At 69.0% G+C, this 13,913-nt stretch carries 12 protein-coding genes and 1 riboswitch; of the genes, 4 read left to right on the forward strand and 8 right to left on the reverse strand.

Annotated elements, in window-relative coordinates; translation table 11 throughout:
* Window positions 1-43: 43 nt before the first annotated feature.
* The 7 genes from ABZ453_RS25730 to ABZ453_RS25760 form a co-directional block, all read right to left on the reverse strand.
* Window positions 44-637 (reverse strand): nucleotidyltransferase family protein, encoded by a 594-nt coding sequence (locus ABZ453_RS25730; RefSeq protein ID WP_359018107.1) that lies wholly within the window; start codon window positions 635-637, stop codon window positions 44-46.
* A gap of 27 nt (window positions 638-664) precedes the next feature.
* A complete protein-coding gene (locus tag ABZ453_RS25735) occupies window positions 665-1,675 on the reverse strand; it encodes a ribonucleotide-diphosphate reductase subunit beta (protein ID WP_359018109.1) in 1,011 nt (336 codons plus the stop codon).
* A complete protein-coding gene (locus tag ABZ453_RS25740; protein ID WP_359018111.1) occupies window positions 1,675-4,056 on the reverse strand; it encodes a ribonucleoside-diphosphate reductase subunit alpha in 2,382 nt (793 codons plus the stop codon). Before ABZ453_RS25740 ends, ABZ453_RS25735 begins: the two co-directional genes overlap by 1 nt.
* A 120-nt stretch (window positions 4,057-4,176) precedes the next feature.
* Window positions 4,177-4,308: riboswitch (cobalamin riboswitch) on the reverse strand.
* Between the two features lie 55 nt (window positions 4,309-4,363).
* Complete coding sequence (locus ABZ453_RS25745; protein ID WP_359018113.1) at window positions 4,364-4,864, reverse strand: GNAT family N-acetyltransferase; 501 nt, start codon at window positions 4,862-4,864, stop codon at window positions 4,364-4,366.
* An 85-nt stretch (window positions 4,865-4,949) separates the two neighbouring features.
* Window positions 4,950-6,578 carry a monocarboxylate uptake permease MctP gene (mctP, locus tag ABZ453_RS25750; RefSeq protein WP_359018115.1) on the reverse strand — a complete coding sequence of 543 codons (1,629 nt, stop codon included), beginning with the start codon at window positions 6,576-6,578 and terminating at the stop codon, window positions 4,950-4,952.
* Entirely contained in the window at window positions 6,575-6,829 is a 255-nt protein-coding gene (locus ABZ453_RS25755) for a DUF3311 domain-containing protein (RefSeq protein WP_133044561.1), read from the reverse strand. Before ABZ453_RS25755 ends, mctP begins: the two co-directional genes overlap by 4 nt.
* A 157-nt stretch (window positions 6,830-6,986) precedes the next feature.
* Window positions 6,987-7,751 (reverse strand): GntR family transcriptional regulator, encoded by a 765-nt coding sequence (locus ABZ453_RS25760; RefSeq protein ID WP_359018118.1) that lies wholly within the window; start codon window positions 7,749-7,751, stop codon window positions 6,987-6,989.
* A gap of 307 nt (window positions 7,752-8,058) precedes the next feature.
* Between ABZ453_RS25760 and ABZ453_RS25765 the strand changes: the two genes are divergently transcribed.
* The 4 genes from ABZ453_RS25765 to ABZ453_RS25780 all read left to right on the forward strand — a co-directional run bounded on the left by ABZ453_RS25765 (window position 8,059) and on the right by ABZ453_RS25780 (window position 12,768).
* Window positions 8,059-9,339, forward strand: coding sequence for an extracellular solute-binding protein (locus ABZ453_RS25765; RefSeq protein WP_359018120.1), 1,281 nt, complete (start codon window positions 8,059-8,061; stop codon window positions 9,337-9,339).
* 98 nt (window positions 9,340-9,437) lie between these two features.
* On the forward strand, window positions 9,438-10,430 hold the full coding sequence (locus ABZ453_RS25770; RefSeq protein ID WP_359018122.1) for a sugar ABC transporter permease: 993 nt from the start codon (window positions 9,438-9,440) through the stop codon (window positions 10,428-10,430).
* Entirely contained in the window at window positions 10,427-11,272 is an 846-nt protein-coding gene (locus ABZ453_RS25775) for a carbohydrate ABC transporter permease (protein ID WP_356949484.1), read from the forward strand. Before ABZ453_RS25770 ends, ABZ453_RS25775 begins: the two co-directional genes overlap by 4 nt.
* 8 nt (window positions 11,273-11,280) lie before the next feature.
* Complete coding sequence (locus ABZ453_RS25780) at window positions 11,281-12,768, forward strand: glycoside hydrolase family 3 protein (RefSeq protein WP_359018124.1); 1,488 nt, start codon at window positions 11,281-11,283, stop codon at window positions 12,766-12,768.
* Between the two features lie 153 nt (window positions 12,769-12,921).
* On the opposite strand, the gene nagB is transcribed toward ABZ453_RS25780, so the two are convergent.
* Window positions 12,922-13,707: a glucosamine-6-phosphate deaminase gene (nagB, locus tag ABZ453_RS25785; protein ID WP_359018126.1), complete on the reverse strand. Its 786-nt coding sequence runs from the start codon at window positions 13,705-13,707 to the stop codon at window positions 12,922-12,924.
* Between the last annotated feature and the right edge of the window lie 206 nt (window positions 13,708-13,913).

Here is a 13,913-nt window from a genome sequence, read left to right on the forward strand (position 1 = left end):
CTTTGCCGCTCCATAGGAACTCCATGGACGGCGGATGGATCGTTTATGGCCAGTCCAACACGGTCAACTCCGGCCACTGCGCGCGCCATCGGGCTGCCTTGGCCTCGTAGACGGCTCGCGGGGCGAGCACCGGATTGGGCCGTACGACGAGATGGAACACGTCACTCAGCCCGTGCGGCGCATACACCCGCCACCGCCCATCCCCCTCCAGCCGCACCCCCAGACAACAGGTCGTCGCCGCAAAGCTGTCGATCGCCGCTTCACTGGACCCGTACGGCGGACACGGCACCCCGAACTTCTCCTCGTACCACAGGTGCACCCGCGCCTCGTTGCGGATCTCGACCTCGGCCGGGAGGCCGGCGAAGACCTCCCGGCCGGCCTTGATCACGGCGTCCTCGGCCTCCCAGGACAGATCACGGTCGTCGAAGTAGAAGACGTCGTAGTCCTTGATGCCATGGGCCGGCGGCCGGTCCGTGACGACGTTCCACACCGTCTGGAACAGACACCCGGCCGTCAGGTACCACCCGGGCAGGCCGAGTGTCGCGGTCCGCGCGAGCACCTCCGTCAGCACGTCGTTGCGGGACAACGCCGCGCGCAGGGCGTCGAGTTGCTCATCGAGAGGAAGCCGGCCGATCACGCCCCCGGCTTACCACAACCGGATCCGTCAGAAGTCCTCGTCCAGGGCGACCGTGCCCTCCACCGCCACCTGGTAGGCCGAGGGGCGGCGTTCGAAGAAGTTGGTCAGTTCCTGGACGCCCTGCAGTTCCATGAAGGAGAAGGGGTTCTCGGAGCCGTACACGGGAGCGAAGCCGAGGCGGGTGAGGCGCTGATCGGCGACGCACTCCAGGTACTGCCGCATCGACTCGGTGTTCATCCCCGGCAGCCCCTCGCCGCACAGGTCGCGGGCGAACTGCAGCTCCGCCTCCACGGCTTCCTTCAGCATGTCCGTCACCTGCTCCCGCAGCCGGTCGTCGAAGAGCTCCGGCTCCTCCTTGCGCACGGTGTCGACCACGTCGAAGGCGAAGGACATGTGCATCGTCTCGTCGCGGAACACCCAGTTGGTGCCGGTGGCGAGACCGTGCAGCAGACCCCGGCTGCGGAACCAGTACACGTACGCGAAGGCGCCGTAGAAGAACAGGCCCTCGATGCACGCGGCGAAGCAGATCAGATTGAGCAGGAACCGACGGCGGTCGGCCTGGGACTCCAGCCGGTCCAGGTTCTCCACCGAGTCCATCCACCGGAAGCAGAACTCCGCCTTCTCACGGATGGAGGGGATGCTCTCGACGGCGTCGAAGGCGGCCGCCCGGTCCTCCGGATCGGGGAGATAGGTGTCCAGCAGCGTCAGGTAGAACTGGACGTGGACGGCCTCCTCGAACAGCTGGCGCGACAAATACAGCCGTGCTTCCGGGGAGTTGATGTGCTTGTAGAGCGTGAGCACCAGGTTGTTCGCCACGATCGAGTCGCCCGTGGCGAAGAAGGCGACCAGCCGGCCGATCAGGTGCTGCTCCATCGGGGACAGCTTCGCCAGGTCGGCCACGTCCGAGTGGAGGTCGACCTCCTCCACGGTCCAGGTGTTCTTGATGGCGTCCCGGTAGCGCTCGTAGAAGTCCGGGTAGCGCATGGGACGCAGAGTCAGCTCGAAGCCGGGATCGAGCAGGTTCTGGTTGCTGGGCATTACTGGCAGGCCTCGCAGGACTCGGGGTTTTCCAGGGAGCAGGCGACGGCGTCCGCCGTCGGTACGGGCACGGTCGCCCGTGCCGCGCGGGCGATGCGGGTCGCCGGGCGGGAGCGGAGGTAGTACGTCGTCTTCAGGCCCTGCTTCCAGGCGTACGCGTACATCGAGGAGAGCTTGCCGATGGTCGGCGTCTCCAGGAAGAGGTTCAGGGACTGGGACTGGTCGAGGTACGGCGTACGGGCCGCCGCCATGTCGATCAGGCCGCGCTGCGGGATCTCCCACGCCGTGCGGTACAGGCGCCGTACGTCCTCGGGGATCCACACGAAGTCCTGCACCGAGCCGCCCGCCTCGCGCAGGGCCTCCCGGGTGCGGGCGTCCCAGACGCCGAGGTCCTTCAGCTCCCGTACCAGGTAGGAGTTGACCTGGAGGAACTCGCCGGACAGCGTCTCGCGCTTGAACAGGTTGGACACCTGCGGCTCGACGCACTCGTACACACCGGCGATGGAGGCGATGGTCGCGGTCGGCGCGATGGCGAGGAGGAGGCTGTTGCGCAGGCCGGTCGCCGCGATCCGCGCGCGCAGCGCCGCCCACCGCTCCGGCCAGACGAGGTCGACGTCGTAGTGGTCGGGGTGCAGCACGCCCCGGGCGGTCCTGGTCTTCTCCCAGGCGGGCAGCGGGCCGCTCCGCTCGGCGAGGTCCGCGGAGGCCTCGTACGCGGCGAGCATGACGCGCTCGGCGATCCGGGTGGACAGGGCCTTGGCCTCCGGCGAGTCGAAGGGCAGCCGCAGCTTGAAGAAGACGTCCTGCAGGCCCATCGCGCCCAGGCCCACGGGACGCCACTTGGCGTTGGAGCGGCCCGCCTGCTCGGTCGGGTAGAAGTTGATGTCGACGACACGGTCGAGGAAGGTGACGGCCGTGCGCACGGTCTCGTCCAGCCGCTCCCAGTCGAGGCCGTCGCCGGCCACGAAGGCGCCCAGGTTGACCGAGCCGAGGTTGCACACCGCCGTCTCACCGTCGTCGGTGACCTCCAGGATCTCCGTGCAGAGGTTGGAGGAGTGGACGACATGACCGGGGGTCGCCGTCTGGTTGGCGGTGCGGTTGGCGGCGTCCTTGAAGGTCATCCAGCCGTTCCCGGTCTGCGCGAGGGTGCGCATCATCCGGCCGTACAGCTCGCGTGCCGGGAGCGTCCTGAGGGCGAGCCCCGCCGCCTCCGCCTGCCGATACGCCGCGTCGAACTCCTCGCCCCACAGGTCCACGAGTTCGGGCACGTCCGCCGGGGAGAACAGCGACCACCGCTCGTCGGCGTCGACCCGGCGCATGAACTCGTCCGGGATCCAGTGCGCCAGGTTCAGGTTGTGCGTACGGCGGGCGTCCTCACCGGTGTTGTCGCGCAGCTCCAGGAACTCCTCGATGTCGGAGTGCCAGGTCTCCAGGTAGACGGCCGCGGCGCCCTTGCGCCGGCCACCTTGGTTCACGGCGGCGACGCTCGCGTCCAGCGTCTTCAGGAACGGGACGATGCCGTTGGAGTGGCCGTTGGTGCCGCGGATCAGCGAACCGCGGGCGCGGACGCGGGAGTAGGCGATGCCGATGCCGCCGGCGTGCTTGGAGAGACGGGCGACCTGGTGGTAGCGGTCGTAGATGGAGTCCAGCTCGTCCTTCGGGGAGTCGAGGAGGTAGCAGGACGACATCTGGGGGTGCCGGGTGCCGGAGTTGAAGAGCGTGGGGGAGGAGGGCAGGTAGTCGAGACGGCTCATCAGGCCGTAGAGGGAGGCCACTTCGTCCACGGCACGGGCGCCTGTCTCCGGACCGAGCGCGGTGTCGTCCGCGAGACCGCTCGCCACGCGGAGCATGAAGTGCTGCGGTGTTTCGATGACCTTGCGGGTGATCGGGTGGCGCAGGAGGTAACGGCTGTAGAGGGTGCGCAGGCCGAAGTAGCCGAAGCGGTCGTCGGCCGCGGGGTCGATCAGCGCGTCGAGGCGGTCGGCGTGCAGCCGTACGAACTCCGCGGTGCGGTCGGCGATGAGCCCTTCGCGATGGCCGACGGCGACGGACTCGGTGAAGGACGTGACGCCCTGCGAGGCGGCCTCGGCGGCGACGCTCAGGGTGAGGAGCCGGGCGGCCAGCCTGCTGTACGCCGGGTCCTCGGAGATGAGGCCGGCCGCCGCCTCCGTGGCGAGCTCGCGCAGTTCCGCCCCGTCCGCCCGCGCGGACCGGCCGCGCAGTGCGGCGGCGGCGACCCGGCCGGGGTCGGCGTCGGGCAGGTCGGCGGTCAGCTCGGTCAGGGTGCGCAGCAGTGCGGCACCGTGTCCGGCGGCTTCCGGCTCGGTCGCTGAAGCCGGGTCGGTCGCTGAAGCCGGATCGGCTGGCGGCGCGATGGTCACGTGGGGCTCTCCCTCGCTCGGCACGGGGCCTTGCGGGCAGGGGGCAGCACACGAGCGCACGGCGCATCGCGTCCACCGGCCCATTCCACGAGGCCCGGACGTCAGGGCACCCGGGCCGGTGTGGCCGGGTGCGCTGTCGGCAGGTCCTCGGACTGATTCCGCGCACGGGTGTGCGCGGGTTCACCGTTGCGGGACAGTTCCGGATTCGCACCGGATTCCCCTGCGACGACAGCGAGCATGAGCATACATCTTGTGCCGGGCGAGAACAGCGCCCCCATATGTTGTGTCGCGGCGACTTCGAAGCGTGTCAGAGCGTCAACTCGTAGGTGAGGAGCGTGAAGGCGTCACCGGGGAGCGGGTGCCAGTCGCGGCCGGGTGCTCGGCGGAAACCCAGGCGCTCGTAGATGCGGTGCGCGGCGCGCATCTTCTGCTGGGTGGACAGCACCACGCCGGTGCACTCCAAGGCACGCGCGCGGTCGACGCAGGCCCGGACGAGGGCCTCCCCGGCGCCCTGGCCACGAGCCGCGTCGGCCACGGCCAGCATGCGGATCTCGGCCTCTGAGGGGCGGGCGAGGTCGGCCATCGGGCCGCCCGCGGGGACGAAGGTGACGCCGCCGAGGAGGCTGCCGTCGCGGACGGCCACCAGCACGTCGGCGGCCGACGCCCGCTTGGCGACGTCCCGCAGCTCCTCCAGGTACCAGTCGCTCTCGCCGAACGCCAGCAGGCCGTCCTGCACGTAGGCCCCGGCGGTGATCTCGCCGAGGGTGCCGTACTCGCCGGGTTCCACCGGCCTGATCAGGATGTCCATGGGCCCGAGTGTGCCGGACGGGTACGACAACGGGCCGCCGGATTCCTCCGACGGCCCGCCGGTCGTGCCGTGTCCGCCTCAGCGGTCAGTGCGAGGTCCCCGCCGTCGCCGGCGGCAGTTCCACCTCCACCCCCGGGTCTCCCGCGTCCGCCGTGTAGTCCTCCGGGCTGGTTTCGTCGATGCCCTCCGGGGCCTTGAAGGCCTTCAGGGCGAAGGTCAGGATCACCGTCACCGCCACGTTCAGGACGAAGGCGGTGAGGCCGATGTAGCCGATCTCCCCGATGCCCGGGATCTCCTTCGACGAGCCGCCGAAGTGCTTCTGGGTGGGGGAGGCGACGCCGTACGCCGCGACCGTGCCGTAGATCATGCCGACCGCCCAGCCGGCGAGCAGGGCCCAGCGGTGGAACCAGCGGGTGAAGAGGCCGCCGACCAGGGACGGGAAGGTCTGCAGGATCCAGATGCCGCCCAGCAGCTGGAAGTTGATGGCGACCGTCTTGTCCATGGTGAGGACGAAGACCAGTGCGCCGACCTTCACCAGCAGCGACACGATCTTGGAGACCTGGGCCTCCTGCTTCGGCGTGGCGTCCGGCTTGATGAAGTCCCTGTAGATGTTGCGGGTGAAGAGGTTCGCGGCCGCGATGGACATGATGGCCGCCGGGACCAGCGCGCCGATGCCGATCGCCGCGAAGGCCACCCCGGCGAACCAGCTCGGGAACATGTTCTCGAAGAGCTGCGGGATCGCCAGCTGGCCGTTGGTGACCTTGACCCCCGCCGCGATGGCCATGAAGCCCAGCAGCGCGAGCAGGCCGAGCATCAGCGAGTACAGCGGCAGGATCGTGGTGTTGCGGCGGATCACCTCACGGCTCTTGGAGGAGAGCGTCGCGGTGATCGAGTGCGGGTACATGAAGAGCGCGAGCGCCGAGCCCAACGCCAGGGTGGCGTACGTCCATTGGGCGGGCTCGGCTGGTGCCAGGGCGCCGCGCGGCTTGCCCGTCGCCGGGTTGGTCTGGGCGAAGGCGTCGCCCGCCTTGGCGAAGATGTCGTCGAAGCCGCCCAGCTTGATGGGGATGTAGATGATCGCCACGGCGATGACGATGTAGATCAGCGTGTCCTTCACGAACGCGATCAGGGCGGGGGCCCGAAGGCCGGAGGAGTAGGTGTAGGCCGCGAGCACACCGAAGGCGATCAGGAGCGGGAGGTCCTTCACGAACCAGTTGGTGTTCTCACCGCCGCCCACGCCCATGACGTCCAGCACGGCCTGGATGCCGACGAGTTGGAGCGCGATGTACGGCATCGTCGCGAGGATGCCGGTCAGCGCCACCGCCAGCGACAGGCCCTTGGAGCCGAAGCGTCCACGCACGAAGTCGGAGGTCGTCACGTACCCGTGCTTGTGCGAGACCGACCACAGGCGCGGCAGGAACGTGAAGATCAGCGGGTAGACCAGGATCGTGTACGGCACGGCGAAGAAGCCGGCCGCGCCCGCCGCGTAGATCGCCGCCGGAACGGCGACGAAGGTGTACGCCGTGTACAGGTCGCCGCCGAGCAGGAACCAGGTGACCCAGGTGCCGAACGACCGTCCGCCCAGGCCCCATTCGTCGAGGCTGTGCTCGTTCTCGGCCTTGCGCCAGCGAGCGGCGAGGAAGCCCATGGCCGTGACGGCCAGGAAGAAGAAGATGAAGACGCCGAGCGCGACGCCGTTCACACCGTCCTTCACTTGCCCGCACCCCCCTTGCGGGCGCGCTGGTCACGCTGCCACAGCTTGTACGCGGTCATGGTCAACGCGGTGGAGACCAGCACCCACAGCATCTGGTACCAGTAGAAGAACGGGATGCCGATGAACTCCGGGTCTGTCTTGGCGTAGGAACCGACCCACAGCATCGCCACGAAGGGCGCGAGCAGGCAGACGGCGATGATCACGCGGACCGGGGTCACCACCGGTGGTCTCACTTCGGGTACTTCGGACATACGGCGGCTCCGTCCCCTCACGTTCGCCTGTGATCACATGTGCAACGCGCAGGCAATGTAGGTCACGGTGTCACGGCAGTGGAAGACCGCGTCGGGATATCGGTATGTCGATTCCGTGAAGACCCGCGGCGGGGGTGGAACCCCCGCCCGCTTCCCCTCAGTCGACGGGCCTCTTCAGCCGCGCCACGAACTTGTACCTGTCCCCCCGGTACACCGACCGCACCCACTCCACCGGCTGTCCGTCCCGGTCCAGGGAGTGGCGGGAGAGCATCAGCATCGGCAGGCCCACGTCGGTGCCGAGCAGGCCGGCCTCGCGCGGGGTGGCCAGCGAGGTCTCGATGGTCTCCTCGGCCTCGGCGAGGTGGACGTCGTACACCTCGGCCAACGCCGTGTACAGAGACGTGTACTTGACGAGGGACCGGCGCAGGGCCGGGAAGCGCTTGGCGCTGAGGTGGGTGGTCTCGATGGCCATCGGCTCGCCGTTGGCCATGCGCAGCCGCTCGATGCGCAGCACCCGGCCGCCGGCCGTGATGTCGAGGAGCCCGGCGAGCCGGTCGTCGGCGGTGATGTAGCCGATGTCCAGCAGCTGCGAGGTCGGCTCCAGGCCCTGGGCGCGCATGTCCTCGGTGTAGGAGGTCAGTTGCAGCGCCTGCGAGACCTTCGGCTTGGCGACGAAGGTGCCCTTGCCCTGGATGCGTTCCAGGCGCCCCTCGACGACCAGTTCCTGCAGCGCCTGCCGCACCGTGGTGCGGGAGGTGTCGAACTCCGCGGCGAGGGTGCGCTCGGGCGGTACCGGTGTGCCGGGCGACTGTGTCTCCGTCATGTCCAGCAGGTGCTTCTTCAGGCGGTAGTACTTGGGCACGCGCGCGATACGGACGCCTGCCCCGCCCTCGTTCTCCGCACTGCTGACGTCGGTACTCATGGTCTGCCTTCCCGGCTCCGGACGCGGGTCACGTCGTGATCCCCTCTGTATACCGTCGCCACCTGGTTTGGTCTAGTCCACAGAGCCAAGTGGTCTAGCGGACGAGACTACTCCGCCGCCGCTGTTTTCGCTGGCTTCTTACTTAAAGGTTCTTGCATATGTAGGTCGCATAACGGCTGGTCAGAGCATTTTCGAGCACTCTTGACAGGCTTCGTGGTCTGGTCCAAGCTCCCGGTACTGGTCTACACCATTGGTTCAGGTCCCGGCGTATGGGCGGGGAGGTGTGGGCATCCCTGAGGAGGGTGGCGTGAAGCGCAAGCTGGCAGCCGCGATCGGTATCGCGGGCATGATGGTCTCGGTCGCTGCGTGTGGGGGAAGCGACAACAAGAGCTCGACGTCCGGCTCCGACGCCAAGGAGCTGACGGTCTGGCTCACCGTCGACGCCCAGAACAACTGGCCCAACCTCGTGAAGGCCGCCGACGCGGCCGTCGAGAAGGCCCACCCCGGCATCAAGATCAACCACGAGTACTACGGCTGGCCGGACAAGAACACCAAGCTCGACGCGGTCCTGGCCACCGACAAGGTGCCGGACGTGGTCGAGATGGGCAACACCGAGATGCTGAGCTACATGGTCAAGGGCGCCTTCGCTCCCGTCGACCCCGCGAAGTTCACCAACTCCTCCGCCTGGCTGGACGGCCTGAAGGCCTCGGTGACGTACGACGGCAAGACCTACGGCGTCCCCTACTACGCGGGCGGCCGGGTCGGCAACTGGCGCAAGGACCTCTTCGCCTCGGTGGGCGTGAAGTCCACGCCGAAGACGTACGCCGAACTCACCGCCGCCCTCGACAAGGTGCAGGCGAAGGAGGGCAACAAGTTCTCCGCCTGGTACCAGCCCACCCGTGACTGGTACGCGGCCATGTCCTTCGTCTACGACGCCGGCGGCTCCATAGCGAAGCAGGACGGCGGCCAGTGGAAGGGCAACCTCTCCTCGCCTGAGTCCATCAAGGGCCTCACCGAGTTCAAGAACGTCATCGACAAGTACATGCACGGTGACAAGACCAAGGACGAGTCCGACCGTTACATCGTCTACGGCCAGGGCAAGTCCGGCATGATCTTCGGTGCCGCCTGGGAGGGCGCGACCTCCGCCGACCCGAAGAACGACAAGACCGGCAAGCTCAAGAACAACCTCGAGAACTTCGTGATGCCGGGTCCGTCCGGCAAGAACCTGCCCGTCTTCCTGGGCGGTTCGGACCTCGCCGTCCCGGTCAAGTCCAAGGCGCAGGGTGTCGCCGCCGAGTGGATCAACGCCTTCACCGGTCCCTCCGGTCAGAAGGGCCTGATGGCCAAGGGCAACCTGCCCAACAACAAGACCGACCTCCAGACCCTGAAGAACGACCCCGCGACGGCGGTCCCGGCCACCGCGGCCGAGTCCAACTGGTTCGTCCCGATGGCGCCCGGCTGGGGCCAGGTCGAGAAGGCCCAGGTGCTGCAGACCATGCTGCAGAGCATCGGCACCGGCAAGCAGTCGGTCGAGGCCGCCGCGAAGGCCGCGGACGCCGCGATCGACAAGGTCATCAACACCAAGTGACCTGAGGGCAGGGCCCTTTCGACCCCGGGCAAGGTCCGGGGCGGGGGCCCTGCCTCTCGTACGACCGTACGACCTGAGGGACCGCTGAGGAGCGCGCGATGAGTGCCGCAGACACCACCACCCCTGCCAAGGTGCCGCCGCCGCGGCAGGCGCCGCCGTCACCACCGTCCGCCCCGAACGCGCCACGCAGAGGCCGCATCTCGGGCGGCGCGGCCACACCGTGGCTGCTGCTCGCCCCCTGTCTGGTGATCCTCGCCCTGGTCATGGGCTACCCCATGGTCCGCCTGGTCACCCTGTCCTTCCAGAAGTTCGGGCAGTCCCAGCTGTGGGGCTTCCAGCCGGCCGAGTGGGTCGGGTTCGCCAACTTCACCGGGGTGCTGGGCGACACCCAGTTCTGGCAGGTCGTGCTGCGCACGATCATCTTCGCCGCCGGGTCGGTCATCTTCACGATGGTCCTCGGCATGCTGGTCGCGCTGCTGCTGCAACGTGTCTCCGGCTGGGTGAAGACACTGGTCAACATCGTGCTGGTGGCCAGCTGGGGCATGCCGATCATCGTCGCCACGACCGTCTTCAAGTGGCTGTTCGACAGCGACTACGGCATCCTCAACGCGCTGCTCAGCAAGCTGCCCGGGGTGCAGCTGATCGGTCACAACTGGTTCGCGAGCGGCCCGCAGGGCCTGGCCGTCATCATGCTGCTCGTGGTCTGGGGCGCCGTGCCCTTCGTCGTCATCACCCTCAGCGCCGGACTCACCCAGGTCCCGGCGGAGTTGGAGGAGGCGGCCCGGCTGGACGGCGCGGGCTCCTGGGGCGTCTTCCGGTACGTCACCCTGCCCATCCTCAAGCCGATCATCGTGATGCTCACGACCCTGTCGGTCATCTGGGACATGGGCGTCTTCCCGCAGGTCTTCGTGATGCGCGACGGCCATCCCGAGGACGAGTTCCAGCTCCTGACCACCTACTCCTACGACCGCGCCTTCCAGGTCAACGACTACGCGCAGGGCTCCGCGATCGCCCTGATCACCGTGCTGTTGCTGCTGGGCGTGGTCGCCGTGTACATGCGCCAGATGCTGAAGATCGGAGAGGTGGAATGAGCGCGATCACCACGGGGCGGCGGCCCCGCAAGTCCAAGCTCGGCTGGAACCTCCTCGGTCTCCTCGTCTTCCTGACCGCCGGCTTCCCCGTCTACTGGATGCTCAACACGGCCATCAAACCGGCCAAGGACACCATCGACCCCGACCCGAGCCTCTTCCCGACCGGCTTCACCCTGGCCAACTTCCGCCGGGCGCTGGACATCGCGGACTTCTGGGGCCCGGTCGGCCGCAGCCTGATCGTCTCCCTGTCCGTCGTGGTGATCGGCATGGTCGTCGGTCTGCTGGCGGCGCTCGCCATCTCCCGGTTCGCCTTCCGCGGCCGCAAGGTCGTCATCATCGGCATCCTCGCCGTCCAGATGGTCCCGCTGGTGGCCATGATCATCCCGGTCTTCCTGCTCCTCAACGACCTGGAGCAGTACGACAAGCTCTCGGGCCTGATCATCACGTACCTGACCTTCATCCTCCCCTTCACGGTGTGGACGCTGCGCGGCTTCATCGTCAACATCCCCCGGGAACTGGAGGAGGCGGCGATGGTCGACGGCTGCTCCCGCACCGGCGCCTTCATCCGCGTGGTCTTCCCGCTGCTGGCCCCCGGCATGGTCGCCACCTCGGTCTACGCCTTCATCCAGGCCTGGAACGAGTACATCTACGCCCTCATGCTGCTCAGCCAGCAGCACCAGACCGCGACCGTCTGGCTCGGCAACTTCACCACCAAACACGGCACCGAGTACGCCCCGATGATGGCCGGCGCCACCATGATGGCCGTGCCGATCGTCGCCCTCTTCCTCCTCGTCCAGCGCAAGATGGCCGCGGGTCTGACCGCGGGCGCCGTGAAGGGATAACGCCCCCGATGACGACAATCGCCAGCGGCTCAGACACCCTGACCCGCGACGCCCTCACGGTCCTGCAACCGGGCTTCACCGGCACCACCGCCCCCGACTGGCTGCTGCGCCGCCTCGGGCAGGGCCTCGCCTCCGTCGGCCTCTTCGGCCGCAACATCGCCTCCACCGAACAACTGGCGGCCCTGACGGCGCAGTTGCGCGCCGAGCGGGACGACGTGCTCGTCGCCGTCGACGAGGAGGGCGGTGACGTCACCCGCCTGGAGGTGCGCACCGGCTCCTCCTTCCCCGGCAACAACGCGCTGGGCGCGGTCGACGACGTGGAACTGACCCGGCAGGTCGCGGCCGAACTGGGCCGCCGCCTCGCCGCCTGCGGGGTGAACCTCAACTGGGCCCCCTCCGCCGACGTCAACTCCAACCCCGCGAACCCGGTCATCGGCGTGCGCTCCTTCGGCGCCGACACCGACCTGGTGGCCCGGCACACGGCGGCCTATGTCACCGGCCTGCAGTCCGCCGGGGTCGCCGCCTGCACGAAGCACTTCCCGGGCCACGGGGACACGGCCGTCGACTCCCACCACGCGCTTCCGCGCATCGACGTGCCCGCCGAGGTGCTCTCGGCCCGCGAACTCGCCCCGTTCCGTGCGGCCCTCGCCGCCGGCACCCGGGCCGTCATGAGCGCCCACATCCTGGTCCCGGCCCTCGACCCGGTCCGCCCCGCGACCCTGTCCCGCCCGGTCCTGACCCGGCTGCTGCGCGGCGAACTCGGCTACGACGGCCTGATCGTCACCGACGGCATGGAGATGCAGGCGATCGCGGCCACGTACGGCGTCGAACGCGGCAGCGTCCTGGCCATCGCGGCCGGCGCCGACGCGATCTGCGTGGGCGGCGGACTCGCCGACGACGAGACGGTACGGCGGCTGCGCGACGCCCTGGTCACGGCGGTCCGCACCGGCGAACTCCCCGAGGCCCGCCTGGCGGACGCGGCGGAACGGGTACGGACCCTGGCCCGCTGGACGGCCGCGGCGGGCACCGCCGACGCCAGGCCGCCGGCCGACGAGGAGGTGGGTCTGCGCGCGGCCCGCCGCGCCCTGAGACTGACGTCGGCCCAGCCCTTCACGCCCCTCACCGAACCGCCCTACGTCGCCGCCCTCACCCCGGTCGCCAACATCGCCGTGAGCGAGGAGACCCCCTGGGGCGTGGCCGCGGAACTCTCCCGGCTGCTCCCGGGCACCGAAACAGGAACGTTCGCCGGAGAGGACGCCGGCCTGGCCACCCTGGCGGCGGCCGGCAGGCGCCGGATCGTGGCGGTGGTCCGCGACGAACACCGCCACCCCTGGATGGGGAGGGCTCTGGACACCGTCCTGCGCACCCGCCCCGACACCATCGTGGTCGAAATGGGCCTCCCCCAGGCCCCACCCCGAGGCACGCTCCACATAGCCACCCACGGCGCGGCCCGAGTCTGCGGCCGAGCGGCGGCGGAGATCATCGCGGGGGAGTGACTCACGGGCTGTCTGCCCTTCGATGCGACAGGCGCCGGCCCTTTCAGGGTCCGGCGCCTGTCGCGCCCCTCCAGGGGCGCGGGGCTGTATCGATTTGCGGTTCCGCCGTGTGGGCGCGACCAGCCCCCACCACTCGCACTCCGCAACAGTCCGTCAGATCCCCTGCCAATCCGGCTTGTTGACATACGTGTGCCGAAAGTAGTCCGCCAGCTTCAGCTTCGACGCCGCAGCCTCGTCCACAACCACCGTCGCATGCGGATGCATCTGCAACGCCGACGCCGGACACACAGAGGCGAGCGGCCCCTCAACCGTCGCGGCGACCGCCTCCGCCTTCCCTTCCCCCGTCGCGAGCAGCACCACGTGCCGAGCCTCGAGAATCGTCCCGATCCCCTGCGTGATCACGTGGTGCGGCACCGCCTCGACGTCCCCGTCGAAGAACCGCGCGTTGTCCACCCGCGTCTGCTCGGTCAGCGTCTTGATCCGCGTCCGCGAGGCCAGCGAGGAGCACGGCTCGTTGAAGCCGATGTGCCCGTCCGTCCCGATCCCGAGCAACTGCAGGTCCACGCCCCCGGCCGCCGCCAACGCCGCGTCGTACGCCTGGCACGCGCCCTGCACGTCCTCAGCCGTCCCGTCGGGCCCCAGGAATGCCTCCATGCCGATGCCGAGCGGCTCCAGCACCTCGCGCCGGAGCACGGAGCGGTACGACTCGGGGTGCTCGGCCGGCAGGCCCACGTACTCGTCGAGCTGCGCTATCCGCGCCCGTGAGACGTCCACGGCCCCGGTGCGCACCCGGGCCGCCAGCGCCTCGTACACGGGCAGCGGAGTCGACCCCGTGGCCACGCCGAGCAGCGCGTCCGGCTTGCGTCGCAACAGCCGTGCCATGGCCTCGGCGACGAGCTCGCCACCCGACCTGGCGTCCGGAACGATGACAACTTCCACGCTGGGGCCTGCCGTTCTGAAGGACCGTGAAGGACTATGTGGTTTAGACCAATCTGTGCGGGGTCAATCTAACAGAGCGGGATCCCGTGGCCCAGGTCGTCCGAACCCTGAAACCGCCCGCTCGGGAGCCGTTCACGTGCCGGACGGGCACCATGGGGGCCGGGGGAGTGCAATGGGTACCGCAGCGCAGCCCGATCCAGGAGGAA

This window comes from Streptomyces sp. NPDC005799, assembly GCF_040630525.1.
GTDB classification, from domain to species: Bacteria; Actinomycetota; Actinomycetes; order Streptomycetales; family Streptomycetaceae; genus Streptomyces; species Streptomyces griseorubiginosus_B.